The 26,054-nt window shown below is 74.1% G+C and carries 31 protein-coding genes; 19 read left to right on the plus strand and 12 right to left on the minus strand.

The features are described 5' to 3' along the window. Positions 1–19: 19 nt before the first annotated feature. From ACIP4P_RS26610 to ACIP4P_RS26630, 5 genes are all read left to right on the plus strand, one after another. A complete protein-coding gene (locus ACIP4P_RS26610; RefSeq protein ID WP_400922494.1) occupies positions 20–577 on the plus strand; it encodes an SMI1/KNR4 family protein in 558 nt (185 codons plus the stop codon). A 62-nt stretch (positions 578–639) separates the two neighbouring features. Then, positions 640–1,236 carry an SMI1/KNR4 family protein gene (locus ACIP4P_RS26615; RefSeq protein WP_400922496.1) on the plus strand — a complete coding sequence of 199 codons (597 nt, stop codon included), beginning with the start codon at positions 640–642 and terminating at the stop codon, positions 1,234–1,236. A gap of 122 nt (positions 1,237–1,358) precedes the next feature. Then, positions 1,359–1,919: a hypothetical protein gene (locus tag ACIP4P_RS26620; protein ID WP_400922498.1), complete on the plus strand. Its 561-nt coding sequence runs from the start codon at positions 1,359–1,361 to the stop codon at positions 1,917–1,919. Between the two features lie 33 nt (positions 1,920–1,952). Then, on the plus strand, positions 1,953–2,510 hold the full coding sequence (locus ACIP4P_RS26625; protein ID WP_400922500.1) for an SMI1/KNR4 family protein: 558 nt from the start codon (positions 1,953–1,955) through the stop codon (positions 2,508–2,510). 27 nt (positions 2,511–2,537) lie between these two features. After that, positions 2,538–3,134, plus strand: a complete 597-nt coding sequence (locus ACIP4P_RS26630; RefSeq protein ID WP_400922502.1) for a hypothetical protein — start codon at positions 2,538–2,540, stop codon at positions 3,132–3,134. A gap of 122 nt (positions 3,135–3,256) precedes the next feature. On the opposite strand, the gene ACIP4P_RS26635 is transcribed toward ACIP4P_RS26630, so the two are convergent. Continuing rightward, positions 3,257–4,207, minus strand: coding sequence for a hypothetical protein (locus tag ACIP4P_RS26635; protein ID WP_400922504.1), 951 nt, complete (start codon positions 4,205–4,207; stop codon positions 3,257–3,259). Positions 4,208–4,439: 232 nt separating this feature from the next. Between ACIP4P_RS26635 and ACIP4P_RS26640 the strand changes: the two genes are divergently transcribed. Next, positions 4,440–4,769, plus strand: a complete 330-nt coding sequence (locus ACIP4P_RS26640) for a DUF1330 domain-containing protein (protein WP_400922506.1) — start codon at positions 4,440–4,442, stop codon at positions 4,767–4,769. A gap of 93 nt (positions 4,770–4,862) precedes the next feature. Here ACIP4P_RS26640 and ACIP4P_RS26645 read toward each other — a convergent pair whose 3' ends face one another. After that, on the minus strand, positions 4,863–5,804 hold the full coding sequence (locus ACIP4P_RS26645) for an NAD-dependent epimerase/dehydratase family protein (RefSeq protein WP_400922508.1): 942 nt from the start codon (positions 5,802–5,804) through the stop codon (positions 4,863–4,865). Between the two features lie 167 nt (positions 5,805–5,971). On the opposite strand from ACIP4P_RS26645, the gene ACIP4P_RS26650 reads away from it, so the two are divergent. Then, entirely contained in the window at positions 5,972–7,312 is a 1,341-nt protein-coding gene (locus ACIP4P_RS26650) for a hypothetical protein (protein WP_400922510.1), read from the plus strand. Between the two features lie 80 nt (positions 7,313–7,392). Here the strand turns inward: ACIP4P_RS26650 and ACIP4P_RS26655 are convergent, their stop codons facing one another. Next, positions 7,393–7,668: a hypothetical protein gene (locus ACIP4P_RS26655; protein WP_400922512.1), complete on the minus strand. Its 276-nt coding sequence runs from the start codon at positions 7,666–7,668 to the stop codon at positions 7,393–7,395. Beyond that, the gene (locus ACIP4P_RS26660) at positions 7,665–7,913 is read right to left on the minus strand and encodes a hypothetical protein (RefSeq protein WP_400922514.1); all 249 of its coding nucleotides are present in this window, start codon (positions 7,911–7,913) and stop codon (positions 7,665–7,667) included. Before ACIP4P_RS26660 ends, ACIP4P_RS26655 begins: the two co-directional genes overlap by 4 nt. Positions 7,914–8,029: 116 nt before the next feature. Between ACIP4P_RS26660 and ACIP4P_RS26665 the strand changes: the two genes are divergently transcribed. Then, positions 8,030–8,551, plus strand: coding sequence for a peptidylprolyl isomerase (locus ACIP4P_RS26665; RefSeq protein WP_350513852.1), 522 nt, complete (start codon positions 8,030–8,032; stop codon positions 8,549–8,551). Between the two features lie 3 nt (positions 8,552–8,554). Beyond that, on the plus strand, positions 8,555–8,956 hold the full coding sequence (locus ACIP4P_RS26670) for a hypothetical protein (protein WP_400922516.1): 402 nt from the start codon (positions 8,555–8,557) through the stop codon (positions 8,954–8,956). A 56-nt stretch (positions 8,957–9,012) separates the two neighbouring features. Here ACIP4P_RS26670 and ACIP4P_RS26675 read toward each other — a convergent pair whose 3' ends face one another. Both ACIP4P_RS26675 and ACIP4P_RS26680 read right to left on the minus strand, forming a co-directional pair. After that, positions 9,013–10,143 carry an RICIN domain-containing protein gene (locus tag ACIP4P_RS26675; RefSeq protein WP_400922518.1) on the minus strand — a complete coding sequence of 377 codons (1,131 nt, stop codon included), beginning with the start codon at positions 10,141–10,143 and terminating at the stop codon, positions 9,013–9,015. 36 nt (positions 10,144–10,179) lie between these two features. Further along, entirely contained in the window at positions 10,180–11,364 is a 1,185-nt protein-coding gene (locus ACIP4P_RS26680) for an alpha/beta hydrolase (RefSeq protein WP_400922520.1), read from the minus strand. A gap of 216 nt (positions 11,365–11,580) precedes the next feature. On the opposite strand from ACIP4P_RS26680, the gene ACIP4P_RS26685 reads away from it, so the two are divergent. Continuing rightward, a complete protein-coding gene (locus ACIP4P_RS26685; protein WP_400922522.1) occupies positions 11,581–12,564 on the plus strand; it encodes a hypothetical protein in 984 nt (327 codons plus the stop codon). A gap of 48 nt (positions 12,565–12,612) precedes the next feature. Here the strand turns inward: ACIP4P_RS26685 and ACIP4P_RS26690 are convergent, their stop codons facing one another. Continuing rightward, entirely contained in the window at positions 12,613–12,984 is a 372-nt protein-coding gene (locus ACIP4P_RS26690; RefSeq protein WP_400922524.1) for a cupin domain-containing protein, read from the minus strand. A gap of 71 nt (positions 12,985–13,055) precedes the next feature. Between ACIP4P_RS26690 and ACIP4P_RS26695 the strand changes: the two genes are divergently transcribed. Then, positions 13,056–14,042, plus strand: a complete 987-nt coding sequence (locus ACIP4P_RS26695; protein ID WP_400922526.1) for a helix-turn-helix domain-containing protein — start codon at positions 13,056–13,058, stop codon at positions 14,040–14,042. Here the strand turns inward: ACIP4P_RS26695 and ACIP4P_RS26700 are convergent. Further along, positions 14,039–14,674, minus strand: coding sequence for a TetR/AcrR family transcriptional regulator C-terminal domain-containing protein (locus ACIP4P_RS26700; RefSeq protein ID WP_400922528.1), 636 nt, complete (start codon positions 14,672–14,674; stop codon positions 14,039–14,041). The two genes, ACIP4P_RS26695 and ACIP4P_RS26700, sit on opposite strands and share 4 nt — an antisense overlap. Positions 14,675–14,737: 63 nt before the next feature. Here ACIP4P_RS26700 and ACIP4P_RS26705 point away from each other — a divergent pair, with 63 nt between their 5' ends. Next, positions 14,738–16,255, plus strand: a complete 1,518-nt coding sequence (locus ACIP4P_RS26705; RefSeq protein ID WP_400922530.1) for an FAD-dependent monooxygenase — start codon at positions 14,738–14,740, stop codon at positions 16,253–16,255. 29 nt (positions 16,256–16,284) lie between these two features. Here ACIP4P_RS26705 and ACIP4P_RS26710 read toward each other — a convergent pair whose 3' ends face one another. Further along, on the minus strand, positions 16,285–16,893 hold the full coding sequence (locus ACIP4P_RS26710) for a M15 family metallopeptidase (protein WP_400922532.1): 609 nt from the start codon (positions 16,891–16,893) through the stop codon (positions 16,285–16,287). A gap of 178 nt (positions 16,894–17,071) precedes the next feature. On the opposite strand from ACIP4P_RS26710, the gene ACIP4P_RS26715 reads away from it, so the two are divergent. Beyond that, entirely contained in the window at positions 17,072–17,743 is a 672-nt protein-coding gene (locus ACIP4P_RS26715; protein WP_400922534.1) for a response regulator transcription factor, read from the plus strand. Continuing rightward, positions 17,740–18,861, plus strand: a complete 1,122-nt coding sequence (locus tag ACIP4P_RS26720) for a sensor histidine kinase (RefSeq protein WP_400922536.1) — start codon at positions 17,740–17,742, stop codon at positions 18,859–18,861. The genes ACIP4P_RS26715 and ACIP4P_RS26720 overlap by 4 nt, the downstream gene beginning before the upstream one ends. Before the next feature lie 61 nt (positions 18,862–18,922). On the opposite strand, the gene ACIP4P_RS26725 is transcribed toward ACIP4P_RS26720, so the two are convergent. Further along, complete coding sequence (locus tag ACIP4P_RS26725; protein WP_400922538.1) at positions 18,923–19,882, minus strand: ADP-ribosylglycohydrolase family protein; 960 nt, start codon at positions 19,880–19,882, stop codon at positions 18,923–18,925. A 116-nt stretch (positions 19,883–19,998) separates the two neighbouring features. Between ACIP4P_RS26725 and ACIP4P_RS26730 the strand changes: the two genes are divergently transcribed. Next, positions 19,999–20,850 (plus strand): hypothetical protein, encoded by an 852-nt coding sequence (locus ACIP4P_RS26730; RefSeq protein WP_400922539.1) that lies wholly within the window; start codon positions 19,999–20,001, stop codon positions 20,848–20,850. 30 nt (positions 20,851–20,880) lie between these two features. Here the strand turns inward: ACIP4P_RS26730 and ACIP4P_RS26735 are convergent, their stop codons facing one another. After that, positions 20,881–21,330, minus strand: a complete 450-nt coding sequence (locus tag ACIP4P_RS26735) for a carboxymuconolactone decarboxylase family protein (protein WP_400922541.1) — start codon at positions 21,328–21,330, stop codon at positions 20,881–20,883. A gap of 306 nt (positions 21,331–21,636) precedes the next feature. Next, positions 21,637–21,912, minus strand: a complete 276-nt coding sequence (locus tag ACIP4P_RS26740) for a hypothetical protein (RefSeq protein WP_400922542.1) — start codon at positions 21,910–21,912, stop codon at positions 21,637–21,639. Positions 21,913–22,192: 280 nt separating this feature from the next. Between ACIP4P_RS26740 and ACIP4P_RS26745 the strand changes: the two genes are divergently transcribed. From ACIP4P_RS26745 to ACIP4P_RS26760, 4 genes are read left to right on the plus strand one after another with little or no spacing between them, the layout of a single operon-like run. Further along, positions 22,193–23,086, plus strand: a complete 894-nt coding sequence (locus ACIP4P_RS26745) for a hypothetical protein (RefSeq protein WP_400922544.1) — start codon at positions 22,193–22,195, stop codon at positions 23,084–23,086. A 55-nt stretch (positions 23,087–23,141) separates the two neighbouring features. Beyond that, positions 23,142–24,014: a hypothetical protein gene (locus ACIP4P_RS26750; protein WP_400922546.1), complete on the plus strand. Its 873-nt coding sequence runs from the start codon at positions 23,142–23,144 to the stop codon at positions 24,012–24,014. Then, positions 24,011–24,922 carry a hypothetical protein gene (locus ACIP4P_RS26755; RefSeq protein WP_400922548.1) on the plus strand — a complete coding sequence of 304 codons (912 nt, stop codon included), beginning with the start codon at positions 24,011–24,013 and terminating at the stop codon, positions 24,920–24,922. The genes ACIP4P_RS26750 and ACIP4P_RS26755 overlap by 4 nt, the downstream gene beginning before the upstream one ends. Beyond that, positions 24,919–25,998, plus strand: a complete 1,080-nt coding sequence (locus ACIP4P_RS26760; protein WP_400922550.1) for a hypothetical protein — start codon at positions 24,919–24,921, stop codon at positions 25,996–25,998. The genes ACIP4P_RS26755 and ACIP4P_RS26760 overlap by 4 nt, the downstream gene beginning before the upstream one ends. Positions 25,999–26,054: the final 56 nt, after the last annotated feature.

Raw genomic sequence — 26,054 nt, forward strand, 5'->3', positions numbered from 1 at the left:
CGACCGGAAAGGCGGACGGATGAGCAGCACCCTCGGCCGGCTCGGGGAGCTGATGGGCGCCCCGGGGCGGGAGCGCGTCCAGGTGCCGTGGGAGAGGTCCGTCGAGCGTCTCGGCGTCGAACTTCCCGCGGATTTCCGGGAGTTCGTGGAGCGGTACGGGCGGGTCGAGTACTCGGGTGATCTCCTGGTGGTGACGCCGTCGCTGAGGGACGGGGTTGCGGACGGGGAGAGGTTCGACGGCCTCCACCAGTTCAACAAGGACGTCGGGGAGATGCTGGAGGAGTGGTACGGCTGGGACGGGGTGGACGGTCGTCCGTACGAGCCGTTTCCGGCGAAGGGGTGTCTGCTCGCCTGGGCGAACAACACCTCCTCCGACTACTTCTGCTGGGACACCTCTGCCGGGGAGCCCGATCAGTGGCCGGTGGTGGTGTGGCGTTTCGGCATCAGTGAGTGGGTCCGTTTCGACGGTGGGATGGCCGAGTTCCTCGCCGCTGTCCTGACGGGCGAGTTCCCCGACTCCGACGAGCTGATCGACCGGTCGATGAGCGCCGACGCGTGGCTCTCGCGCTCGCCCTGAACGGTCCGGGAAGCGGAACCGGCGTTTCCGCGGGGCCCGAGCCGGAGGGGAGGATAGGGCCCATGGCAGCCACATTCGACATCGATGGACTCCTGGAGCTCATGCCCCCGCACGAGGGCGCCGGTGAGGCCGGTGACTGGGCGGTGGTGGAGCAGGCGTGGGGCTTCCGGTTCCCGCGTGACTACATCGAGTTCATCACCCGGTACGGGCAGGGAGGCATTGAGGACTGCATCTCGGTCCTCGCTCCTGACGAACTGGTGCCACCGGATGCCCCGCAGCCGGGCATGCGCGGCATGACGGAGGAGGCGCGCTGGCTGTTCGAGGAGGACGGCGAGCCGATCGACGAGGTGAGGTCGGCCGAGCAGATCGTCGCCTGGGGAGGTTCCTGCACCGCGGACACCCTGGGCTGGCTGACGACCGGTGACGACCCCGACGCGTGGCCGGTGCTGGTCCTCGGCCGGAACGGCGGCGCACCCAGGGTCTATGACATGGGGATGGTGGAGTTCCTCCGCGCGATGCTCAGAGCGGAGATCGACCCGTGCCCCGTCGGCATCACCGACGCCTGGGGTTGTGCGTCCCCCCGGTTCGTCCACTGGCGGCTGGAACGGCAGCGGAGGCGCGACAGGCTCGACCCGCTGACCGGCGCGCCGAGGAACTGACACACCCCGGAGCCGCCCTTCGGCGCCAGGGGAGCGGGACATGACCGCCGATACGATCATCCGGGTCCGGTGAGTTCGAGGGGATTCGGAGGGGGCGACCCCACCAGGTCGTCAGAAGGAACATGAGTGTGGAGCTCGTCTGTCTGTCGGAGATCCTCGGGGAGCCGGTGCGAAGGCCTGCCACGACCCCCTGGGAGCGGTCGGTCGAGGAGGTCGGCTTCGCCTTCCCCTCGGACTACCGGGAGTTCGTGGACCGTTACGGGTGCGTGCGGATCAACGGCGAGCTGTCCGTCGCGGTGCCGACTCTGCGTTCCTACGACGGTGGGGCGGTCGTCGGTTTCCCAGGTTTTGTGTCCAGGACCACGGAGGGCCTCGCCGCGGAACTGGCTGCCGATGAGGACTGCCCCTATCCCGTCCACCCCGAGCCGGGCGGACTCCTGTCCTGGGGCTCGAACCTGAATGCGGACCAGTTCTTCTGGCTGACCGAGGGCGACGATCCGGACGCCTGGCCGGTGGTGGCGTTCTACCGGAGCCTGGAGGAGTGGGACCGCTTCGACGGCGGCTTCGCGGCCTTTCTCCTCGCCGTCGTCGACGGTACGTACGCGTACGCGGACGAAGTAGCGCCGCCCGGCGCCGATGAGCCGCTGTTGCGTTGCCAGGGTGACTGGAACTGGGTGGAGTAGCAGCCGGCTGCGATGCGGAGAGGAGCGGCGAAGATGACGAGCAGTATCGGCAGGCTCGTGGAGATCATGGGTGATCCCGGGCGTGGGCGTGTCGAGTTGCGGTGGGAGGGGGCCGTCGAGCGGCTCGGCGTCCGGCTGCCCCAGGACTACCGTGAGCTCGTGGAACGGTACGGCTACCTCGAATTCGGCGGAGACATCAGGGTCTCGACGCCGGTGCTCGAACCAGGAGGTCCGGAAGAAGAGACCTTCAACGGCCTCTACTACTTCAACAAGGACGTCGGGGAGATGCTCGACGGATGGTACGAGTGGAATCCAGAGTTCGGCCGCCCGTACGAGCCTTTCCCCAAGGAGGGCTGTCTGCTCGCGTGGGCCAACAACACCATGTGTGACTACTTCTGCTGGGACACTTCGGTCGGAGACCCCGAACAATGGCCGGTGGTGGTGTGGCGCTTCGACACCAGTGAGCTGATCCCCTTCGACGGTGGCATGGCCGATTTCCTCACCGCTCTCCTGACGGGCGAGTTTCCGGATGCCGATGAGCTGATCGACCGGTCCATGGACCCCGACGTCTGGCGCTCGCTCTCGCCGTGAGGCTGGGCCTGTACTGAGGAGAGGTTCATGGAGAGCGGTTCTCGGCTCGATGTCATTCGTCGCATCATGCCGCCGGGGTCCGGTGTCGTGGCGGATGAGCCGTCGATGCCTGATCACCTCGGGGGGCGGCTTCCCGGGGACTACCTGGAGTTCATCGCGGTCTACGGCGGGGGCGCCGTCGACGACTGCCTGGAGGTGGCCGTTCCGGGAGAGGATGCTTCGCCGGGGGGTGCGCCGTTGCCGATCTCCAGAGTGACGATGGAAGCCCACAAGGCGTGGGAGTTCGAGAAGGTTGGCGGGGAGCTGATCGGCGGCCCCGACTCGATCCTGGCGTGGGGCATCGACTCCAGCGCCGACCTCCTGTGCTGGGTCACCTCGGAGGCCTCTGCGGATTCGTGGCCGGTTGCCGTTTTCAATCGGGGGAAGGCCCGGTGGAGAGTCTACGAGTGCGGAATGGTGGATTTCCTGGTCGGCGTTTTCCAGGAAGAGTTCGACGAGTGCCCCATCGGCGAGGTCTCGCTCTGGGGTGCGCGGGAGCCGCGCTTCCTCAACTGGCGTGAGGAGAAGCGCCTGATCGCTTCGGGGATCCACCCCTGGAACGGCGGGTCCCTCCAGACGTTCTGAGAGCTGGGCTGGGTGTTCTAGCCCGTTGTTCGGTGCGGAAGGGCGGCAGGCCGGGGGGCGGGTGCCGTCGGTCGGCGCCCGCCCCCGGGTGGTCGGTCAGTGGTGGTGCGCCGTCGGGGTGGTCAGTTCCACGGGTTGGCCGGCTGGTCGTCGATCGCGGTCCAGAAACGGGTCTGGGTGGGCAGGGTGCCGTTGGCCCACAGGCCCCAGCCCGACGCGTCGTGGAACTCCGCCATCCGGAAGCCCGCCCCGAAGGAGGTGGCGCACAGCTGGTCGGCGGTGGCCCGGCTGCTCAGCTGGGTGCCGGGCACCGGCGCGGTGGCCTTCACCTCGCCGCCGGCCCAGCTGTGGAAGCCGCTGGTGGGCACGCCCGCCGGGGCGGGGCGGCCGTCCTTGCGCAGGCACAGTACCGGCAGCTGGGTGCCGGCCGGGGTGTCGCCCTGGTAGGCGTTGCTCGACGCGTCGTTGCCGACGTGCACCACGTTGTCGGCGCGCTGCTCCAGGGTCGCCCAGGTCATGCCCTTGTGGGCGCCGACCGGGCCGAACAGGGCCTCGTAGCTGCTGCGGTAGACGTTCCACTGCTGGTAGGCGCCGTCGTTGCAGCCGAACATGTAGAGCTTCCAGCCGCCGAAGTTCTTCGCGGTGTTGTCCAGGCACAGCGAGCTGGACACGTTCTGGATCCGCACCCCGACCATGTCGTACTTCGCGGTCTGGCCGGCCGCCGTGTACGGGGTGATCCGCCACAGCTGGCTGGTCTGGTTCGCGAGGCACTGGTAGCCGTTGGGGCGGCTGTCGGAGGCGGTCAGGCACGAGCGCCGGTCGGCCTCGTTGTTGATCGTGTAGACGCCGCTCCAGCCCGGGACCGGCGTGAACACCCACTTGCCCGGGTTGTTCGAGGGCGCGCAGGGGTGCATGTCCTGGGTGTCCCACACCGCGCCGTCGGGACAGCGTTCGGAGGCCTGGTTGAACAGGACCGTCGCGGGGGTGTCGGCCGAGGCGGCGCCGGGGGCGAGCGCCAGGCCGCCCAGGGCGAGCGCGGCCGAGAGGACGATCCGTCGGATGAGCGAGCGCACGGGGTCTCCAGATCGAGGGGAGGGGCAGGGGCGGTACGGCCGGCCGACCGACCCCCAATCTGTCAGGCCCCTGCCACCCGCCGGTATCCGAGCTTTCTCGGATCCGCCCCGCACCCTCCCCCGGCGGCTACGTCACCCGCTACCGATACGCGACGGATTCGGCCGGGCCCTGCCGACGCCTACCGTCGGAAAGGTCAGCAGGAACCCCTCGACGACACCACGGGAGCAGCACATGACCGCCTTCGCCCTCGCCCAGGTCCACTCCGCCGAGATGTGCCCCGACATCGTCGAGTACCTGGAGCGGATCGACGCCACGCTTGACGAGTTCGACGGGCGGTTCGTCGTCCACGGGGGGAAGTTCGAGAACCCGGAGGGCAGTTGGGGCCCGCTCGGGCTGATCCTGATCGAGTTCCCCGACTACGGGCGGGCCCGGGCCTGGTACGACTCGCCCGCCTACCGGGAGATCCTGCCGCTGCGCACCCGGCACATGGTGGCCGACGTGGTCATCGCCGAGGGCGTGCCGGCCGGGTACCGGGGTGCGGACGCCCTCAAGGGGCACTGAGCCCGTGGGGCTCGGGGGCTGACCTCCCTGATGTGCGGCAGGCGGTCCACGATGTCGTTGCCGTCCAGGAGTCGGTCCGTCGCCCGTCCTCCCTCAGGCCGTCCGCTCGCGCCACCAGGCGACGGTGGCGGCGAGTTGCTCCTTCAGCGGGGTCGCCCGGACGGTGAACGCGGCCTGGTAGGCGGTGGAGTCCATCACGAAGGGGCGGTCGAACTGGTAGCGGACCTCGCGCAGTTCGCGCACCAGCGGGGAGAACAGCCCGCCCACCGCCAGGACGGCGGGGGAGAGGCGGCGCACCCCGACCGGGCCGGTGCCGGCCTCGGCGGCCAGGCGCTCCACCATGGTGCGCACCGGCAGGGCGGGGGCGGTGGGGACGTGCCAGGGCCGGCCCCAGGCCCGTTCCTCGGTGGCGACCTCGACCATCGCGCGGGCCACGTCCGGCAGGTAGGTCCAGCTGTGCGGGGCGTCCGGGTCGCCGAGGACGGCGATCGGACGGCCCTTCAGCAGGCCGGGCAGCACGCGGGAGGCCAGGTGGCCGCCCTCGGTGACGCCGGGGCCGAAGAAGTCGGAGGCGCGCACCTCGACGGCGCGGATCCGCCCGGCCTCGTGCAGGGCGCGGGCCTGCTCCCAGGCGGCGGCCCGGACCCGGCCCTTGGGGCCGGTCGCGGCGAGCGGCAGGTCCTCGGTCATCGGGCGCACGACCGGCCCGTAGCCGTACAGGTTGCCGAGCATCACCAGCACCGCGCCGCTGTCCTCGGCGGCCGCGCACAGCGAGGCGGCGAGGGCGGGCCAGCGCCCGGCCCACTGGGGCAGCGGCGGTGCGGCGCAGCCGTGGATGGCGGTGGCGCCGCGGGCGGCCTGGGCCAGCCGGGCGGGGTCGGCCGCGTCCAGGGCGAGGTGCTCGACGCCGTCGACGGGCGGTCCGGCGGGGCGCCCGGTACGGGTGGCGACCCGGACCTGGTGGCCCTGTTCGGCCAGCAGGCGGGCGGTGGCGGCCCCGGCGGGCCCGTGTCCGACGACCAGATGAAAGCTCACCCGGCCCACCCTAGGGGGTGGTTCTGACAGGGCGTGACATGCCCCCGGAGGGCGTCCCGGGAGTCCCGGGTGGGGTGGCAAATATCTGGTATGGCGAACGTAAAAAAGGATCTATGCTGTCGGGCGTTCATGATCTCTTCACAACAGGAAGACGCAGGTCTCGCTGCATGAAGCTGCCCAAGGTGTCCGCCGTCGTCGCGGCCGCCGTCCTGGCCCCCGCCGTGCTGTTCCCCTCCTCGGCCTCGGCCGCCGACGCCCCCCAGCCGAGCGGGGTCACCGGTCCTGACACCGCCTCCGGCTCCGCGCCGGACGCCGCCCCCGCCGGAAGCACCGGCGGCACCGGCACCGAGGCGGACGGGCAGGAGCAGCGCGACCGGGCCGAGATCCAGAAGATCCTGGCCGACAAGGACTCCAGCCGCTACGTGCGCGAGGGGGCCGAGGAGGCACTCAAGGGCAGCGCGGCCGATCTGCGGAAGTTCCTGACGGTCGGCCTGCCCAGGATCCGGATGGACGACCTGCGGGTGAAGGTCGCCCAGGCCCTGAACGGCGGTCCGGCCGTGCGTGCGGCGGCCAGCAGGGCGCTGGACGGCGGTGACGCGGCAGTCCTGAAGTTCTTCGCGGAGGACCTGGCCGCCGCCCAGGCCGAGGACGCCGACCGGGCCGCGATCGAGAAGATCCTGGCCGACAAGGACACCGGCCCCGGGGTGCGCGCGGCGGCCGAGAAGGCGCTCAAGGGCGGGGCCGCCGAGCTGCGGCACTTCCTGGAGGTGGACCTCGCCAAGAACCGCGGCGACGACAACCGGGTGAAGGTCTCCCAGATCCTGGCCAACGGCGGCCGCGAGGCGCGCGAGGGCGCCCAGAAGGCGCTGGACGGCAGCGACGCCGACGTCGCCAAGTGGCTCGCCGAGGGCTGGCCGGCCGCCAAGGCCTCGGACGACCGCGTCGCGGTGTTCGTCGCCCTGGCGGACAAGAACACCGGCCCGCGCGTCCTGGAGGGGGCCAAGAAGGCGCTCACCGGCACTCCGGCCGACGTCGCCGCCTTCCTGGAGGAGCTGCCCAAGCTGCGCGCCTCGGACAACCGGGTGAAGGTCTCCCAGCTGATGGAGACCGGCGGCCCGGCGGTGCGCGCGGCGGCCGGCAAGGCGATGGAGGGCAGCGACGCGGACATCGCGAAGTTCCTCGCCGAGGGCTGGGCCACGGCCCGCGCCGCCGACGAGGCCGCCGGGAAGTCGACGGACAAGCCTGCCGACAAGCCCGCCGACCAGGGCGCCGGGCAGCAGGGCCAGGGCGCCCAGCAGCCGCAGACCGTCCAGCCGGCCGCGCTGACCGGTAGCACCGGCACCACCGGTACCACCGGCACCACCACGGCCGTCACGGGCACCGGCGCCGGCTCGCTCGCCGCCACCGGCGCCGAGGGCCTCGGCTGGGAGGCCGGCGGCGCCGCCGCGGCCCTGGCCGCGGGCGCGGCCATGGTGGTGGCCTCCCGCCGCCGCTCCGCCGAGCGCTGACACCCGGGCGCTGACATCCGGGCGCGTCCCCGGCCGCCGTGGCACCCCACGGCGCCGGGGACGCGCCGCGTTCCGGCCCGTCAGTCCCCGGGCCCGGCGAGTTTGCGCGCGAGCTCCTCGCGCCACCGGGCCGCGTTGCTGCCGTCCAGCTGCCCCGCGAAGGTCCGGCGGGCGTCCGCCACCAGCTCCTCCCGCGAGCGCGGACACGCGCCGTGGCCGATCGCCGCGTCGTACACCGCCCACAGCGCCCGGTCGGTCGGGTCGTCCAGGCCCAGGCAGTCCGGCACGCCGCGCCCGGCCAGGGCGTCGGCCAGCGCCGCCTCGAAGACCCGCCGCAGCCGCTGCTCCTCCGTCACGAGTCCCCGCCGCCGCTGCCGCCGCTGCCGCTGTCGCCGCCCCCGCCCCCGCCGAGGAACGGCGGATCCCGCCGCTCCCTCCGACGCCGGCTGCGCGCCGCGCCGCGCAGCAGCTCGCCCGCGCCGAGCGTGACGGCCGCGGCCGCGCGCGCCCAGCGCGGCCCGCCCCGCGCGGCCCACACCACGCACCCGCACCCCGCGAGCACCAGTACCAGCAGCCCGACCAGCACCGCTCCGACCACCACGGCCACCCCTTCCCGTCCGCCCGGCGGCTCAGCCCGGCCGGTTCGGCTGCGAATCATCCCATGTGCCAGGATGCCGTCCGACCACCGCAGCAGCCGCTACGAAGAAGGAGACACCCGTGGCCAACGCCCGGTTCGCCATCCTGCACACCACCGCGGGCCCGATCCGGCTGGAACTGTTCCCGTTCCACGCACCGAAGACGGTCCGCAACTTCGTCGAACTCGCGGAGGGGGAGCGGGAGTACACCGACCCGCGCACCGGCGGGGCGGGCAGCGGCCCGTACTACGACGGCACGACCTTCCACCGGGTGGTCAAGGGCTTCATGATCCAGGGCGGCGACCCGACCGGCACCGGCACCGGCGGCCCGGGCTACGCCTTCGCGGACGAGTTCCACCCGGAGCTGTTCTTCACCAGGCCCTACCTGCTGGCCATGGCCAACTCCGGCCCGGGCACCAACGGTTCGCAGTTCTTCATCACGGTGGGCACCCCCGCCCACCTCAACCGCAAGCACACCATCTTCGGCCAGGTCGCCGACGCCGCCTCCAAGGCCGTGGTCGATGCGATCGCCGCCACCCCCGTGGAGGGCGAGCGCCCGGTGGAGGACGTGGTGATCACCAGGGTCGAGATCACCGGCGCCTGAACCGTGGATGCCGGAGTCCGGGCCTTCCCGCCCCGCCCGGTGCGTGGGGTGCGCGCCCGCTACGTCCGCCAGGGCGGCTGCCCGGGTGCCGTCGCGGATGCCGTGGTCGACTTCGAGCCGTGGGAGGAGGGCGTGCACCTGGAGGTCGCCGCCGGTGCCACCGTGCTCGGCGGGCCGGCCGACGGGGAGGGGCTCGCCCGGTACCACGCGGCGCTGGCCGAGGGCGTGCGCGCCGAGCTGGCCGAGCAACTGCCGGGTACGGCCGTGGCGTTGGCGTTGGTGGTGCACCGCACCGTGGTGCACGAGGTGGACACCAGCGAGTACGCGTACCGCGAGGCCGGGCGGGCGGCGGTGCGCGAGGTGCTCGCGCTGCTGGAGCGGGAGCGGCGCCCGGGGCGGGCGTGACCGGACCGCCGCCGCCCGGCTGAACGTGCGGCGGCGGCCCGGGGATCGACGATGGATCAGGTGCAGCTGGTGAACGTCGGGCTGGTGTTGGCGACGTAGAGGGTCGGCCCGGCGTTCGGGTCCGAGGTGACCGGGACGGTGATGGTGTCGTCGGCGGTCCAGGGCAGGCCGTGGGCGTCGAAGGTCCAGGTGCCGGTGACCTGGCGGGCGACCTCGGCCAGCGTCACCCAGCCGTACTGCTGGGGCGGCACGGAGACCACCACGGCGTTGTTGACGCTGCGGGAGCCGTGCCACTCGTTGGTGAAGGACAGCGAGGTGCTGACGGTCGCGGTCAGCGGGCTCACGGCGCCGGCGCCCATGGTGGTGCCCATGCCGGCGCCGATGGTGTTGGCCCAGCCGCTCTCGTCGGTGACCGAGAAGGACTGCTGGACGGTGCCGGAGGTGTTGTTGAACCAGACCGAGGAGACGCAGGAGCGCGGCAGCGGCGCGGCGGGGGCCTCGGACTTGACGGCCCAGGAGCAGCTGGAGGTGTCCTTCTCGCACTGCTTGGCGGCGTGGTCGACGGCCAGGTTGCGGGCGGCGAGCGGGAAGCCGGTGGACCACTGCTGGTTGGCGGTGCCGTTGCAGGTGGACTGGTCGGTCCAGGCGTCGTCGTAGTTGCCGCCGAGCAGCAGGTCCAGGCAGGTGTTGTCGCCCTGGTGGCGGATCATGAACGCGTCGCCGGAGTTCGTGGCCGGCTGGAGGAACCAGCGCTGGCTGGCCTGTCCGGCGCAGGTCTGCTGGCGCAGCGCCGGGGTGAAGAAGGCCAGGTCGATGCACTTGCCGGTGTCGTTGTTGACGATGGTGAAGGAGTAGTCGGAGGAGTCGACGCTCAGGTGCCAGTTCTGGTGGTAGCCGGGCGCGGAGTTGGTGACGATGTACACGCCGTCGCCGGTGTTGCCGTTCTGGACGTCGAGCTGGCGCCCGTTGCTGAGCGAGGTGATCGTCAGGCACTGCTGCGGCGAGGCGCAGGCGGCGGACGCACCCGGTGCGGCCGGCGCGGCGGACGCGGCGGAGGCGGCCGGGGCGGCGGCCAGGCCGAGCGCGACGCAGCAGGCCGTCAGGACGGCGGCCAGCAGCCGCAGCCAGGCCGGTGCCGCTGCTGTCCGCGTGGGCGGGGGAGTGGCGGGTGGGAGAGTGGAGGGCACGGTGGTGGTCCTTTCGAAGAGTGGGGCGGGGTGCCGTCAGCCGGCGGCGGCGAAGGCCGCCTCCAGGCGCGGGACGTAGTCCACGAGGTCCTGCGCCCAGCAGCCCGCGGTGTGGCCGCCCTGGCAGTCGGTGCCCCAGCCGGCGCCGTTGCCGTAGTCGACGTAGCGGTACGGCAGGCCGGCCGCGTCCAGGGCGTCCTTGAAGCGCTTGGCGGTGCCCTCGGCCCAGAACTCCATGTCCCCGCTGTTGCCGTTGCCGTTGCCGGTGTAGACGGCGATGCCGGTGTGGGCGAGCAGGGCCGCGCGGGAGCCGGGGTCGGCGGCGTTCCAGCGCCAGTCGGCGTTGAGCACCGGGTAGGGGCTGCCGAAGATGGCGTCGCTGGAGACGGCGGGGCCGTAGTTCCAGCCGCAGGGGTGGCCGTCGCTGGGCCCGCACAGCACGGTGCCGGCGTCGGTGAGCATGGCGACGACGGCGCCGCGGATGATCATCTCGTTGGCGGACAGGTCGTTCGCGCCGGACATGGTGAGCACCTGGCCGAACAGCTCGGGGTGGTCCTGGGCGTAGTGCAGCGCGCCGAAGCCGCCCATGGACAGGCCGCCGACGGCCCGGTGGGCGCGGTCGGTGCGGGTGCGCAGGTTGGCGTCGACGAACGGGAGCACCTGGCCGAGGTGGAAGGTCTCCCAGTTCTGCGCCCCGGCGGCGGTGCCCTGGTCGAGCCAGTCGGTGTACCAGCCGCGCAGGCCGCCGTCCGGGATGACGGTGATCATCGACTGGGCGGCGGTCAGGGCGGGGTAGGCCAGCTTGGGGTCGTCCGGGCCGTCGTCGGCGCCGTGCAGGAAGTAGAACACCGGGTAGCGCTTGTCCGGCCGGGTGGCGTAGTCGGCGGGCAGCAGGATGCGGATGGTGTGCGTCCCGGCGACCTGGGGCGTGGTGACGGTGATGGTGAAGTTGGTGGCGCTGCCGGTGGCGGTGCCGACCTGGGTGAGCCCGAAGCCGTCGGTCAGCGGCGGCGGCCCGGGTGCGTCCCCGCGCACGGCGGGCGTGGCGGCGGTCGCCGGTGCGGCGGCCGCGGCGGCCACGGCGGCCGGGGTGGCGAGCGGGACCAGGCAGACGGCGGCCAGGGCGGCGAGGGCCGCGCGGGCGCGCCGGGGCCGGGCGGCGGGTGCGAACCGGGCGAAAGGTCTGAACCAGCCGGAAGTGCGGGGCCTGGCAGGGGGCATGGGCGTCCTCGGTCGTCGGCGTGCGGGCTGTGCGGGACGGGCTGTGCGAGACTCAGCTCTCTGTCTGAGCATCGACAACTGTCGTCATACGGCCGGGCCACCGCCAGAGCGTCCGGCGGCCCACCTGGGCCATTGGCGCAGGTACGCCGCGGCTCCGGACGGACACCCCCGGCCCCGCCCGGTGCCGGGGCCGGACACGACACCCGGGGGGGCGCCGTGCACGACGTGCTCGATCCCGACAGCGAACGCGGCCGCGTCTACCGCAGCCTGGTCGCCCGTCGGCGCGCCCACCCGCACGAACTCGCCGCCGAGACGGGCCTGGACCCGGACACCGTCCTCGCGGTGCTGCGCGACCTCGCCGACGAGGGCGCCGCGGTCGCCTTCGACCCCACCCGCAGCCCCGACGACCGCGACCACACCTGGGAGGCGCTGCCGCCGGAGCGGGTGGTCGAGGCCGTCCTCCAGCGCGACGCCGTGCGCCGGGCCGCCGCCCGCCGGGCCGGCGCCGACCTCGAACGCCTCTACCGCTTCGCCCGGCGCGACCCCGGCAGCTACGGCGCGCTGGAGGTGGTGGAGGAGCGCGCCGAGGTGCTGGCGGCCAGCAACCGCCTGCAGCTGGCGGCCCGTCACCAGGTCCGGGTGATCGACGTGCCGCCCTACTCCGGCAACAGCGCCCACTACCTCGACCAGGAGGCCCTGCAGCGCCGCCGGATGGCCGCCGGCGTGGCCTACCGGGTGATCTACCAGGGCTGCGCCCACGAGGACCCGGTCGCCGGACCGAACATGGCGCGGATGATCGCGGCCGGGGAGCAGGCCCGCAGCCTGGACGAGCCGCCGCTCAAACTCGCCATCGGGGACGACGACCTGGCCATCGTCACGCTGCCCGCCGACGACCGCGAGGGCGTCGTCTCCCTGCTGGTCCGCCCCTCCGGCCTGCTCACCGCCCTGACCGCGGTCTTCGAGACGCTGTGGCGCCTGGCGGTGCCGGCCACCGTGGCCGGCGTCGACCTGCGCATCGACGAACGCGACCGCCGCATCCTCGCCCTGATGGCCTCCGGCGCCACCGACGACGCCATCGCCCGCCGCCTGGGCCTGGGCCGGCGCACCGTGGTGCGCCGGGTCTCCGCCCTGCTGGCCCACCTCGGCGCCACCACCCGCTTCCAGGCCGGCGTCCAGGCCGCCCGCCGCGGCTGGCTCTGACCCGGGCGGCCACGGACGGGCGACGGCGGCGGGGACGGGGCCGCGCGGTCAGCCGCCGGACAGGGTGATCCCGAGCATCCGGGCGCCGCTCTCGGAGCGCGGCCGGTGCCGGCTGCCCGGCGCGAACACCACGTAACTGCCCGCCGGGTGGCGCTCCTCGCCCTCGATCACCTCGCCGCTGAGCACGTAGTAGCGCTCCTCGGCGTGGTGCAGGTCGACCTCCGGCCACCGGCTGCCCGGCGCGAAGTCGATCAGCCAGGCGCGGGCGTGCTCGGTGGAGGTCAGTCGGCGCCGCACGATCCCCGGGCCCACCGGGACCGGCTCCACGTCGTCCACCAGCAGGACCGTCTTCAGGGGGTCGTTCTCCGGGGTGCCGCTCTTCGGGGTGCCGCCGGCACCCAGCGTGTCGTCGTTGCTCATGGCCCCACTGTGGCCGCCCGGACCGGGGCCGCCCCAGTGTCCGGAAAGGCATCCTCGGGTACATTCCTGCCATGGACGCCCCCGCCCCCGCCGAGGCCGTGAGCCCGCCCCGCCACCGGGTGGTCGCCCTGCTCGGCGCACCCCAGGCGCCGTTCGAACTCGCCTGTGCCGCCGAGGCCTTCGGCACCGAGTGGCCCGGACTGCCCGCCCACTACGAGCTCACCCTGTGCACCGAGCACCCCGGCCCGCTCCCCACCACCCTGGGCGTCCCGCTGCTGCTGGAGCACGACCTGACGGCCCTGGAGCGGGCGGACACCGTGGTCGTCCCCGGCTGGCAGCCGCCCGGCTCCCCGGCGCCGCCCGCCGTCCTGGACGCGCTGCGCGCCGCCCACGCCCGCGGCGCCCGGATCGTCTCCATCTGCACCGGCGCCTTCGTCCTGGCCCAGGCCGGACTGCTGGACGGGCGCCGCGCCACCACCCACTGGGCCCGCACCGCCCAACTCGCCGCCCAGTACCCGGCCCTGGAGGTCGAGCGGGACGTCCTGTACGTCGACCACGGCGACGTCGCCACCAGCGCCGGCTCCGGCGCCGGCATCGACCTGTGCCTGCACCTGCTGCGCCGCGACCACGGCGCGGCCTACGCCGCCCAGGTCGCCCGGCACATGGTGCTGCCCCCGCACCGCGAGGGCAGCCAGCTGCAGTACGCCGCCGCCCCGGTGCCCGCCCGCGCCGACGAGTCGCTGGCCCCGCTGCTGGAGTGGGCCGAGCAGCACCTGGGGGAGCGGCTCACCCTGGACGGCCTGGCCGCTCGCGCCGGACTCTCCGCCCGCACCCTGGCCCGGCGCTTCGCCGAACAGCTCGGCACCAGCCCCGGCCAGTGGCTGCTGGCCCGGCGCATCGACGCCGCCCGGGCCCTGCTGGAGCGGACCGACCTGCCGGTGGAGGCCGTCGCCGCCCGGGTGGGCCTGGCCTCCGCCGTCAACCTGCGCCGCCGCTTCCACGCCGCCCTCGGCACCACCCCCGGCGCCTACCGCCGCACCTTCGGAGGCGTCAACTAGCCCCTCCGGGAGGGCTGTTCGAGGAGTCGGTCGAGGGCGAAGGCGAACCGCCCGTCGAAGTCCTCGCCCTCCATGTGCCGCACCGCCCGGGCCAGCGCCGGGTAGGTGCCGTCGGCCAGCGCCCCGGCCAGGGAGTGCTCGCCGTCCTGGGCGGCCAGCGCCTGCTGCTCCTGGGTCAGGCCGAGCGCCAGGTACTGGATGCTCCAGAACGTCCAGGCCGCGCGCCGCTCGTCCAGCCCGCCCTCCAGCAGGGCCGCCAGGACGGTGTCGGCGTAGTGCAGGGTGGCCGGTTCGGCGGCGTACGTCCCGGCGACGATCAGCGCGCCGTCGCGGCGGGCCAGCAGGGCGCGGCGGTAGCGGTGGGCCAGCTCCTCCACCCGCTCGCGCCACGGTCCGGGCAGCGCGTCCAGCCGGGCCCCGGCGACGATCTCGTCGGCCATCAGCTCCAGCAGCCGGCCCTTGGTCTTGGCGTGCCACAGCACGGTGTTCATCCGTACGCCCAGGCGTTCGGCGACGCCGCGCACCGACACCGCGCCGGCGCCCTTGTCGTCGAGCAGGTCGAGGGCCGCGCGCACCACGGTGGCGGTGTCGAGTCCGGCCGGTGCGGTCGGGGCCGCTTGCTTCTTGGTCACTGACCTAGTCTACTGGAGGCAACGCCATTGGTCAGTGACCAAGAACTTGTGGAGGGGACACCCATGCACCAGGTCGTCATCGCCGGCGCCGGACCCGTCGGACTCTGGCTCGCCGCCGAACTGCGCCTGCACGGCACCGAAGTGACCGTTCTGGAGGAGCGCACCGCACCCGACCCGCACTCCCGGGCTACCTCCCTGCACCCGCGCACCCTGGAGATGTTCGACTCCCGCGGTGTGGCCGGGCCCTTCCTCGCCGAAGGCGTCCGCATCCCCGGCGGCCACTTCGCCGCCCTGCCCGCCCGCCTCGACTACAGCCGCCTCGACACCCCCCACCGCCTCACCCTCGCCCTGCCCCAGGCCCGCACCGAGGAACTGCTCGCCGACCACGCCCGCGCCGCCGGCGCCGACCTGCGCCGCGGCCACCGCGTCACCGGCCTGACCCAGGACGACGAAGCCGTCACCGTCCACGTCGACGGCCCCGACGGCCCCTACCGGCTGCGCACCGCCTACCTGGTCGGCTGCGACGGCACCCGCAGCGCCGTACGCCAAGCCGCCGGCATCGACTTCCCCGGCACCGGCGCCACCTTCTGGGCCTGGATGGGCGACGTCGTCCTCGACAACCCGCCCCGCACCCCCGCGCTCACCAACGAGCACGGCAGCCTGATGGTCTTCCCGCTGCCCGGCGGCATCCACCGCGTCGTCGGCAACGACACCGCCACCAACCGCACCCGCCCCGACGGCCCGCCCACCTTCGAGCAACTGCGCACCAAGGTCCGCCACATCGCCGGCACCGACTACGGCATGCGCGACCCCGGCTGGCTCTCCACCTTCGGCAACTCCGCCCGCCAGGCCGCCCACTACCGCCTGGGCCGGGTCCTGCTGGCCGGCGACGCCGCCCACACCCACTTCCCGGCCGGCGGCCCCGGCCTCAACGTCGGCCTCCAGGACGCCTTCAACCTCGGCTGGAAGCTCGCCCGCGTCCTGCACGGCACCGCCCCCGACGCCCTCCTCGACAGCTACCACGCCGAACGCCACCCCGTCGGCACCGACCTGCTGCGCAGCACCCGCGCCCAGAGCGGCCTGATGACCGACCACAGCCGCGAGACCCTCGCCCTGCGCGACCTGCTCGCCGAACTCATCGACGGCGTCCCCGACTTCTGCGACGACCTGGCCGCCCGCTCGGCCGGCCTCGCCGTCCGCTACCCCGCCGCCGACCCCGACGCCCACCCGCTCACCGGCACCCGCGTCCCCGACCTCCACCCGGCGGGCACCACCCTGTTCACCCTGCTGCGCCCCGGCCACCCCGTCCTGCTCGACCTCACCGGCTCCACCCGCCTGGACCACCTCGCCCGCCCCGGCCTCACCCTGCACAGCGCCCCGCTCACCCGCCCCCACCCCGGCTGGGACACCGCCACCGCCGCCCTGGTCCGCCCCGACGGCCACCTCGCCTGGCGCACCGACGCCGACACCGGCACCGACGCCGACGCCGACGCCGACACCGGCACCGGCGACGGGCTCGGCGACGCGGCGGCCGCCGCCCTGGCCGCCTCGGGCCTGGTCGCCGCGGCCCTGGCGGCCTGAGCACACCCCGCCCGGCCGGACGCGGCGCCCTACCCCGCCGCGTCCGGCAGCAGCGCCGGACACGTCCCGCCCGGCGTGGTGCGCAGTTCGAAGTGCCATATCTCGTTGCCGTACACCTGGCACAGCCCGTACTTCGCGCCGTGCTGGATCAGCCAGTAGTCGGCGTTCGTCGGGCCCAGGTCCACCGCCTTGCCCGCGACGTGCGCCGACTTCTCCGGGGTGTTCACGAACCGCCGGGCCTGCTCCAGGCTCCCGTACGTGCCCACCGCCTTGTCCAGCAGCTGCTGCTGGTAGGCCTTGCTGCGCCAGCCGGAGGTCACGTGCATCTCGATGCCCTGCGCCCGCGCGTCACCGGCCGCGCTGCGCACCGCCGCCAGCAGGGCCGGGTCCAGGTTGCGCACCGCCGGGGCCTCGGTGTCGAAGGGGCTGAGCGTCACGCCGTCGGGCACCCGGCCGTCCGCCTCGGAAACCCGGGACGGGGCGGGGGAGAGGGCGTCCGCCCCGGAAGTCCGGGACGGGACGGGGGAGAGGGCGTCCGCCAGGCCGGTCGGCGTGGCCGCGCCGGCCAGCGCCAGCACCACCACCGCCCCGGCGCCCACGGCCAGCCGCCACTTCGCCGTGCTGCTCAACCTGCTCATCCGCTTCACCACTGCCTCCCGGCGTCCGTCCTGCCTTGCCGGACCATTGGAGGAAAGACGGTGTTGCGAGGACGTCTGCGCAGGTCGATACGTTTTCGATAGGCCCCGTCGGGTCCAATGGAGACAGTCGGCGGCGTCCGGCGACGGCACACACGGACAAGGGCAGGGAGAACAGCGCGTGCGGGTCCTGGTGGTGGAGGACGAGATCTACCTCGCCGAGGCGGTCCAGGCCGGCCTGCGGCTGGAGGCGATCGCCAGCGACATCGTCACCGACGGTGACGCCGCCCTGGAACGCCTCGCCGTCCACGACTACGACGTCGTCGTCCTGGACCGCGACATCCCCGGCACCCACGGCGACGACGTCTGCCGCGCCATCGTCGAACAGCGCCTGGGCTGCCGCGTCCTGATGCTCACCGCCGCCGCCCGCCTGGGCGACAAGGTCGCCGGCTTCGAACTCGGCGCCGACGACTACCTCACCAAACCCTTCGACCTGCCCGAACTCGTCGTCCGGCTGCGCTCCCTGGCCCGCCGCCCCGCCCAGAGCACCCCGCCCGTCCTGGAACACGCCGGACTGCGCCTGGACCCCTTCCGCCGCGAGGTCTACCGCGACGGCCGCTACGTCGCCCTCTCCCGCAAGCAGTTCGCCGTCCTGGAAGTCCTGATGACCGCCCGCGGCGGCGTCATCAGCGCCGAACAGCTCCTGGAACGCGCCTGGGACGAGAACGCCGACCCCTTCACCAACGCCGTCCGCATCACCATCTCCGGCCTGCGCAAACGCCTCGGCGACCCCTGGCTGATCCACACCGTGCCCGGCGTCGGCTACCGCCTGGACGACGAGACGCCCCGATGAGCCGCACCCCGCGCCCGCGCCGCCTCACCGCCCGCTGGCGCCTCACCCTCAGCTACGCCCTCTTCGCCCTCGCCGCCGGCACCCTCTCCCTCGCCGTCGTCTACGCCGGCATGAAGTACGTCCCCAACTACCCGCTCACCTCCGCCAACCCCCGCTACCGCTCCGACGCCCCCTCCCGGCAGGAGATCCTCGACTCCCTGCTCACCGCCGGCGGCTACGCCCTCGCCCTGCTCACCGCCGTCGGCCTGGCCGGCGGCTGGCTGATCGCCGGACGCGTCCTGCGCCCCCTCCAGGACATCACCCGCGCCGCCCACCGCGCCGCCGACGGCGCCCTCGGACACCGCGTCGCCCTCACCGGGCCCCGCGACGAGTTCACCGACCTCTCCGACGCCTTCGACGAGATGCTCGAACGCCTCCAGCACTCCTTCGAGGCCCAGCAGCGCTTCGCCGCCAACGCCTCCCACGAACTGCGCACCCCGCTCACCATCACCCGCACCATGCTCCAGGTCGCCGCCGCCGACCCGGCCGGCCAGGACTGGGCCACACTCGTCACCCGCCTCCAGGACACCAACCAGCGCGGCATCGAGATCAGCGAAGCCCTCCTCCAACTCGCCGACCTCGGCCACACCCCGCCCGAGACCGGCCCCACCGACCTCGCCACCACCACCGCCCAGGCCCTGGCCGCCGTCCACGACGAGGCCCGCACCCACGGCATCACCCTCACCACCGACCTGCGGCCCGCCCCCACCACCGGCAACCCCGTCCTGCTGCGCCAGGCCGCCGTCAACCTGCTGCACAACGCGCTGCGCCACAACCTGCCGGCCGGCGGCCACGCGACCGTCACCACCGGCACCGACCCCGCCACCGGCGCCGCCCGGCTGACCGTCACCAACACCGGCGCGCCGCTCACCCCCGAGGCCGTCGCCACCTTCACCGAACCGTTCCTGCGCGGACGCGGCCGCACCGCCCAGCGCGACCCCGCCCGCCGCGGCCACGGACTGGGCCTGGCCATCGTCGCCGCCGTCGCCGAGGCCCACCACGGCGACCTGCACCTCACCCCCGACCCCTCCGGCGGCCTGCGCGCCACCCTCACCCTCCCGGGCCCGCCCGCGCACTGAACGGCGGCGGCCCGCACCGGTTGCGGTGCGGGCCGCCCACCTGCCGGGCAGGGCCCTCCGGTCACGGCCGCTTCGCGTGGCCCGGCCGGGTAGGGGCCTCGTCCTCGGCGCCGGCCACCCACTCGGGCAGCGGCTCGCGCTTGGCGAGCCAGGGCGCGGCCGGGCCGCCCACGCCGGTGCGGGCCGCGACCACGCCGCCGGTGATGGCGCAGGTGGTGTCCACGTCGCCCAGGCCCTCGGCGGTGGTCCACAGCGCGTCGGTGAGGCTGTCCAGGTGGTGCGCGGCCGACCACAGGGCGAACGGCACGGTGTCGCCCGCCCGGACCTGCTGGCCGTTGCCCAGCAGGTCCGCGGCCCGCCAGGGTTCGGTGTCGGCCGGCAGGTCGGCGGGCCGCTCCAGCCCGTCGCGCACCGGGCCGTCCGGCGTGCGCCCGGCCACCTCGGCCAGCAGCCCGGCCCCGGCCGGCGCCGCGGCGCCTGCGCGCCCGCGGGCGGCGAGCGCGGCCGCCAGGGCCACCGCCACCGCCCCGGCCACCCCCTCCGGGTGGGCGTGGGTCACCTCGGCCGACAGCGCGGCCTGCTCCGCCGCCTCGTCCAGGTCCGCGTGGAACCAGGCCCCCAGCGGCGCCACCCGCATCGCCGCACCGTTGCCCAGGCTCCCCTGGCCGTCGAACAGCCTGCGCGACTCCTCGCGCCAACTCGACGGCCGCTCGGCCAACTTGGGCAGCAGCAGGCTCATGCCGTTGCCGTAGCCGCGGTAGGCGTCGGCCAGGTACGTCGCCCCGAAGGCCTGCGCCAGCCGCTCCTGGTGCACCGCCTCGTACGCGGTGAGGATCCCGTACACCGACAGCGCCATCGCCGTGTCGTCGGTCCAGTGCCACGGCGCCTCCGGCGGCACCTGCCGGGCCCGGATCTGAGTGAACGCCAACTTCGGCCTGCGGAAGAGCGGGAACCACCGCTCCCCGAAACCGTCCCCGAGCGCCAGGCCCTCCAACGCGTCACGTGCAGCGGAAAACGTCATGGCCGCATACTCGCACCGGCCCCGCCCCGGCGGAGCGCCCGGGCCGCCACAAGTTGATCAAGATGTGATCGTTCACGGACCGGATGTGTCAGTCCTGTTCACTACCGTACGTCGGTATGCGAAACGACGATCCGGGTCGAGGCCGGGACAAGTCCGATGACGAGCAGTGGGACGAGCTCGTGAAGACCATGGCCGCGGAGCGGGAGGCGCAGCTGAGGGCCGACGAGCCGCAGCCCAGGCGGGTCTGGCCGCGCAACGCCGCGCTGGCCCTGGGCGCCGCCGCCGTGACCCTGGTCGGCGCCGAGCTCCTGCAGCCCGCCCCGGACACCACCGCCGCGCCGGCTGCCCCGGCCGTCTCGGCTGCCCCGGCCATCTCGGCCGCCGCGGCCTCCGTCGCCGCCCGTATCGCCCCCGTCCCGACCGCGGGCACCCCGACCGCCTACAACCCCGCCGCCGGCCGTCCGCAGATCCCGCTGGACCAGGTCTTCCCCGCCGAGGTGAAGTCCGCCGACGGCGCCGTCTACACCAAGGTCGCCTCCGCGGCCCTGCCCTCCTGCACCGAGGCGGACTCGGTCGGCCCCGGGCTGATCGCCATGATCAAGGCGGGCAAGGGCTGCGTGGGCGAGGAGGTCGCCCTCTACAAGGACGCCCGGAACAACCAGTACAACCTGGCCCTGTTCACCATGCAGGACCCCCTGGAAGCCCTCCACATGGTCACCCAACTCACCATGGACTACCAGAACTTCGAGGTCGGCGCGCAGGCCCCGCCGCCCGCCTCCGGACTGCCGACCCTCCCGCCGGACAGCGGCATGGTCCAGGGCTTCACCGGCACCGGCCGCGCGATGCTCGTCGGCCTCGGCCAGTGGTCCGACGGCCGCGCCACCGACCGCCAGCAGCTCGTCGACCTCCTGACCCCGCTGCAGCAGGCCGTCGGCAAGTCCGTCCTCGGGTACGAGTCCAAGCCCTGACGCCGGTCGCGGCGCTCGCGACGGGGCGCCTCAGGCCGGCGTGACCGGGAGCAGGCCGCGCTCGGCGAAGACCTTCTTGGCGACGAACGTCGCGTTCAGCGCCTTGGGGAAGCCGCAGTACACGGCCGCGTGCAGCAGCGCCTCGGTGATCTCGACGGGCGTGAGGCCGACGTTGAGGGCGGCGTTGAGGTGGACCTCCAGCTGCGGCTCGCAGCCGCCCAGCGCGGTGAGCATCCCCAGGGTCACCAACTGGCGGTCGCGCGGGGCGAGTTCGGGGCGGCTGTAGACGTCGCCGAAGCCCCAGGCGACGACCTGGTGGGCCAGCTCGGGGTTGATGTCCGCCAGCGCCTCGACCACCCGCTGCCCGCCCTCGCCGTCGACCCGGGTGAGCGTCTCCATGCCCCGGTCGAACCGCTCCTGCCGCAGCGCGGCCTCGGTGGTGGCGGTCGTCGTCCCGGTCGCGGTCATGGTCATGGTCATGGTGTCGGTCCTCTCCTGGTGCCCGTTCACGTGCCGTGGCCCCGCCGCCCGGCGGTGACCACGACGAGAACCGTAGGAGTTGGAGTGCACTCCAACTCAAGCCCGGGCCGGACGACGCCCCGTCAGGGCCGGGGGGGGCGTCCAGCCCGGCGGGGTTAGGGCGTGTCTGACAATTCCCGCCGGGCGCGCGACGCCGGGGCACGCACCTCGCCGCGTTGTCGTCGGTCGCCGATGCTCCGCATGGACTCCCTCCTCCGCCTTGCGATGCACGCACCCCGACGCCGCGCGCTGATCCGACGCGAATTGTCAGACACGCCCTAGCCCGGTGTCCGCCAGGATCCGGGCCACCGTCCCGGCCAGCGGACTCTCCTGCGGGACCACCCGCTCGACCCCGCCCGCCGGCAGGTCACGCCCCCGGTACCACCCGGCCATCGCCTCGGGCGAGAACTCGGCCGCCTGCGGCCGGGTGGCGTGGCGGCGCACCGTCTCCGCGAAACCGACGTCCAGGTAGGACAGCCGGCTGCGCCCCCGGTGGTCGGCCACCAGCTCCGCCACCAGCACCGTGCCCCGGCTCCCCGTCACCCGGTCACGGTAGCGCCGCCGGCCGGGAGCTGACGCGCCTTCCCGGAGGGCTCCCGTTCCGCTTCGGGCCGCCCGCCTGTTGCGGTTGGATCACGGAGTGTCCGATTCGCCGGACATTGGGCGGGAGTGCGGTGATTGATTTTGTTGGCATGCAACTCACCGAACTCTCATAATGCCTGCTGAGACACGTGATGGACGGTCCGGGAACGCCGCAGGGGGAGCGGATTCCGACAGCGACCCGCGTGCGAAATCCTGCAATTCCTTTCCCTGGGGGAGTCCTTTGTCCGCGCCCGAGAACGAGAGCGCCGCGTTCACCGAACCGCCGCCGGAGCCGGTTGCCGCGCCCGCGCCGGTTGCCGCACCCGAGCTGGTTGCCGCACCCGCGCCCGCCGCTGCGCCCGAGCCCGCGGCCGACCCGGCCCCGCGCCGGCTGCCGCGCGCCGTCGGCATCGTGCTGGCCACCGCCGGACTGCTCGCCGTCACGGCCGCCAGCGCCGCGGTGACCGTCGCGGTCGGCAAGCCGGACGGCCACCCGGCCGCCGCGCCCGCCCCGCGCGCCACCGCCACCGCCGCCGCCTCGACCGGTGCGAGCGCCACGCCCTCCGCCACGCCCGTCCCGGTGCCGACCGTCGTCCCGACCACGCCCGCCCCGGCCAGCACCGTCAAGGGCACGGTCAGCGGCGGCAAGCACGAGGGCGACCTGCGCTACTTCCTGCTCCCCATCCCGGCCGGCGGCGAGTCCTACGGACCCGCGGACGGGATGCCGATGACCCGCGACGACGTCGCCGAGATCTTCGGCAAGCCGGACGACATCGACACCATCCTCAACCGGCTCGGCTACCGCGACGGCGCCGTGCGCACCTACCGGACCGCCGACGGCAAGGCCCAAGTGACCGTCACCCTGCTGCACTTCGGCTCCACCGACATGGCGAGCCGGTTCGTCCAGGGCTACACGGTCAAGTCGGCGGAGCCGATCGACATCGACGGCGACCCGGGCGCCCACGGCTTCCGCCAGAAGCCCAAGCACGAGGCCTACACCGGCTCGATGACCGGCGTCTCCAGCCAGGGCGACGTCCAGTACACCGTCGACGTCGAGGTCAAGGGCACGCCGGACGCGGCGCTGCTGAGCGACCTGATGAAGCGCCAGCGCGAGTGGCTCGCCTCCGGCGGCTGAGCCCGCGCCCGCCCCACGCCGTCGTCCTCCTCCCTCCTCCTCAGGAGCCACTTCTGTGACCACCGAATCCGAGCAGCCGCCGTCCGCGGCCGCCGAGCCGCCGCCCCCGGCCCCGCCGACCCCGCCCGCGCCGCCCGCACCCCCGGTGCCGCCGGTGCCGTTCGCAGCGGTCGAGCAGGACCCGACCGCCGGGCCGACGCCGTACCAGAACCCGTACGCCGACGTCCTGTCGGCCGGCCCCGAGGCCGCCCCGCGCGCCCCGCGCCGCCCCCGTCCGGTGCTGCTGTCCGTCTGCGCCCTGGTCGCGGGCGCCGTGGCCGGCGTCGGCGTCGGCTACGGGATCCAGGCCCAGCGCCCGCCCACGCCGCTGCCGCCGCTGCAGGTGGCGCTGCCGGCCTACCCGGCCGCCGTGGTCGACCCCACCGCCTTCGCCGCCGGCCAGCCCGCGCCGCCCGCCATCGAGGGCGACCTGACCAAGCTGCTGGTCAGTGCCCCCGCGGGCAGCGCCGGCTGGGGCGACTACCCGGACAAGCCGAGCTGGATGTCGATCGGCGAACTCGCCGAGCGCAAGAGCGACGCGGCGTACGTCTTCAAGAACCTGGCCAGGACCGGCTTCCGGCGCGCCGCCGAGGTGGACTGGATGAAGGACGACATCCGCTGGCGGGTGACGCTCACCCAGTACACGCCCGACCACATCGACAAGGCCGAGGCCGCCTTCGGGAAGCCCTTCGCCGACGACGCCAACGGCGGCTACTGGGTGGAGAGCGAGCCCAGCCACTGGTCCGACACCAACGAGCCGTACTACTACGGGAAGGCGTCCGCCCAGCGCGGCACGGTGCTGATGACGGTGGAGGTCTTCAGCCCCAACCCGGTGGACTCCGGGGGCCTCAAGTCCCTCGCCAAGCAGCAGTGGGAGCGGCTGGTATGACCGACGACTCCATGACCGCGACGCCGTCCACCCCGGACGCCCCGACCCCGGTCGCCCCGGTGACGCCAGCCGCCTCCGAACTCGGCCAGCCCGCACCGCAGTTCACCCCCGATCCCGGAACCGAGCCCGGCACCGAGCCCGGCCCCGAGGGCGCACCCGCCGCGCCGCGCCCCGCCCCTCGCCGCCTGCTGCGCGCGGGCGCCGCGACGGTCGCCGCCGCACTGGTGGGCGTCGTCATCGGCGTCGGCATCATCAAGACCCAGTACGACGACCCCGGCCCGGCCACCGCCGCCGGCCCGGCCGGCGCCCCCGCCCCGAGCGCGACCCCCACGCCGTTCGGCGCCAAGTCCAACGGCAGCCACTTCGGCTCGCTGCGCGACCTGCTGCTGCCCGTCCCGGCCGGTTACGAACCCGGCCCCGACGAAGGCGGCTACGGCAACGACAGCGAGCTCGGCGCCGGACAGATCTCCGACGAGCTGGACGCCGAACTCCAGCAGATCCCCAAGGACAAGCGCGACAAGCTGCGCTCCTACTGGGAGGGCATGCACGTCAAGGGCACCGGCGTGCGGACCTACCGCAACAGCGAGAACAACGTGGTGGTCGGGCTGCGGCTGCGCCAGTTCAACCAGCAGGAGGTGCAGCGGATCAACGAGTACACGGCGGTGTTCACCGGCGACACCGGCATCTTCCGCTCCGGCCCGCAGATCCCCAACCACCCCGAGGCGCACTGCTACCTGATGCCCGCGCCGCCGTCCGCGCCGATCGACTACCTGGAGTGCTCGGCCGCCGAGGGCGACCTCCTGGTGATCATGAGCGTCGAGGGCGTGGCCCCGCTGCCCAAGGACAAGATCGTCGCCCTCTACGCCATGCAGCTCGACCGCCTCGCCAGCCCCGGAGCGTCCGTATGACCGACCACGCCGCCGCGCCCCAGCCGCACGACCCGGCAGCCGGACCCGCACCCGACGAGGCCCCCGCGCCCGCCGGTGCCTCCGCGCCCGCCGGTGCCTCCGCGCCCGCCGCCGACGCCGCCGCGGAAGCCCTGGCCGCTCAGGCCGCCGTCCCGGCCGAGACCGAGGAGGAGCGGGCCGCCCGCCGCACCCGCCGCCGCAAGGCCGCGGTGCGCTGGAGCTGCGCCGTCCTGGTGTTCGCCCTGGCCGGCACCGGCACCGCGCTGGCCGTCACCGCCCCCGACCGCACCGACATCCCCGGCCTGGCCACCGCGAGCGACGGCCGCTACACCTTCCCGCCGCTGGCGCTGCCGCCGCTGCCCTCGGGCAAGGCCGCGCCGGACCTGAAGGACAAGAGCACGGACAAGGGCGCGGACCAGGGCAAGCACTCCCACCAGGCGGACCTGCGCCACCTGCTGCTGCCCGCCCCCAAGGAGGCCGGCGGCTCGCTCAACCCGCCGGTCTTCCCGGCCCCCACCGCGCCGGCCTCGGCCTCGGCGTCCGCCACGGCCGCGCCCTCCGACACCCCCTCGGCCGGCCCGACGGCCTCGGCCACCGCCTCGGCCTCCGCCGCCCCCGCCGGGACGGCCCCGGCCGACTGGGTGCCCTGCGACGCGATGACGGGGGAGCTGCAGAACCCGGCCCGGCTGCGCGAACTGCTGCTGCAGTACGTGTGCCGGGGCGCCACCGTCCGGGAGTGGACCGCCTCCGACGGCACCAGCACCCGGATCCGGCTGCTGCGCTTCGCTTCGTCGAGCGAGGCCTGGAGCACCTTCTCCCGGGTGCGCTCGGAGGTGCAGCTCAAGGTCGCGCCGGACGCCAGGACCGTGCAGTACGGCGACTGGGGCATCCCCGAGGGCGTCGAGCTGACCAGCAAGGAGTCCCGGGAGACCGTCGGCAAGGACGTGCCGACCACCCGGGTGGCGTATGTGTCGGCCTCCGACGTGATCGCGGTCGTCACCATGACCAACCCCCACGGCGTGCCCGCCGCGGCCTTCCGCCAGGTCGTCACCCTCCAGTCCGACCTGCTCGGCTGACCCCGCCCCACCCCGGGCCCCTCACCCCCACCGGAATTCGAGCCAGGGGGTGAGGG

The sequence above is a fragment of the Kitasatospora sp. NPDC089509 genome (genome assembly GCF_044749365.1).
In the GTDB taxonomy this organism is placed as follows: Bacteria; Actinomycetota; Actinomycetes; order Streptomycetales; family Streptomycetaceae; genus Kitasatospora.

What these genes read in the sequence shown, in the direction of transcription:
- ACIP4P_RS26610 (WP_400922494.1), top strand. Translation starts at nt 20, where the DNA reads ATGAGCAGCACCCTCGGCCGGCTCGGGGAGCTGATGGGCGCCCCGGGG.
- ACIP4P_RS26710 (WP_400922532.1), bottom strand. Translation starts at nt 16,893, where the DNA reads ATGAGCAGGTTGAGCAGCACGGCGAAGTGGCGGCTGGCCGTGGGCGCC.
- ACIP4P_RS26730 (WP_400922539.1), top strand. Translation starts at nt 19,999, where the DNA reads ATGCGAAACGACGATCCGGGTCGAGGCCGGGACAAGTCCGATGACGAG.
- ACIP4P_RS26680 (WP_400922520.1), bottom strand. Translation starts at nt 11,364, where the DNA reads ATGCCCCCTGCCAGGCCCCGCACTTCCGGCTGGTTCAGACCTTTCGCC.
- ACIP4P_RS26650 (WP_400922510.1), top strand. Translation starts at nt 5,972, where the DNA reads ATGAAGCTGCCCAAGGTGTCCGCCGTCGTCGCGGCCGCCGTCCTGGCC.
- ACIP4P_RS26620 (WP_400922498.1), top strand. Translation starts at nt 1,359, where the DNA reads ATGAGTGTGGAGCTCGTCTGTCTGTCGGAGATCCTCGGGGAGCCGGTG.
- ACIP4P_RS26735 (WP_400922541.1), bottom strand. Translation starts at nt 21,330, where the DNA reads ATGACCATGACCATGACCGCGACCGGGACGACGACCGCCACCACCGAG.
- ACIP4P_RS26705 (WP_400922530.1), top strand. Translation starts at nt 14,738, where the DNA reads ATGCACCAGGTCGTCATCGCCGGCGCCGGACCCGTCGGACTCTGGCTC.
- ACIP4P_RS26755 (WP_400922548.1), top strand. Translation starts at nt 24,011, where the DNA reads ATGACCGACGACTCCATGACCGCGACGCCGTCCACCCCGGACGCCCCG.
- ACIP4P_RS26720 (WP_400922536.1), top strand. Translation starts at nt 17,740, where the DNA reads ATGAGCCGCACCCCGCGCCCGCGCCGCCTCACCGCCCGCTGGCGCCTC.
- ACIP4P_RS26640 (WP_400922506.1), top strand. Translation starts at nt 4,440, where the DNA reads ATGACCGCCTTCGCCCTCGCCCAGGTCCACTCCGCCGAGATGTGCCCC.
- ACIP4P_RS26725 (WP_400922538.1), bottom strand. Translation starts at nt 19,882, where the DNA reads ATGACGTTTTCCGCTGCACGTGACGCGTTGGAGGGCCTGGCGCTCGGG.
- ACIP4P_RS26690 (WP_400922524.1), bottom strand. Translation starts at nt 12,984, where the DNA reads ATGAGCAACGACGACACGCTGGGTGCCGGCGGCACCCCGAAGAGCGGC.
- ACIP4P_RS26695 (WP_400922526.1), top strand. Translation starts at nt 13,056, where the DNA reads ATGGACGCCCCCGCCCCCGCCGAGGCCGTGAGCCCGCCCCGCCACCGG.
- ACIP4P_RS26760 (WP_400922550.1), top strand. Translation starts at nt 24,919, where the DNA reads ATGACCGACCACGCCGCCGCGCCCCAGCCGCACGACCCGGCAGCCGGA.
- ACIP4P_RS26615 (WP_400922496.1), top strand. Translation starts at nt 640, where the DNA reads ATGGCAGCCACATTCGACATCGATGGACTCCTGGAGCTCATGCCCCCG.
- ACIP4P_RS26625 (WP_400922500.1), top strand. Translation starts at nt 1,953, where the DNA reads ATGACGAGCAGTATCGGCAGGCTCGTGGAGATCATGGGTGATCCCGGG.
- ACIP4P_RS26630 (WP_400922502.1), top strand. Translation starts at nt 2,538, where the DNA reads ATGGAGAGCGGTTCTCGGCTCGATGTCATTCGTCGCATCATGCCGCCG.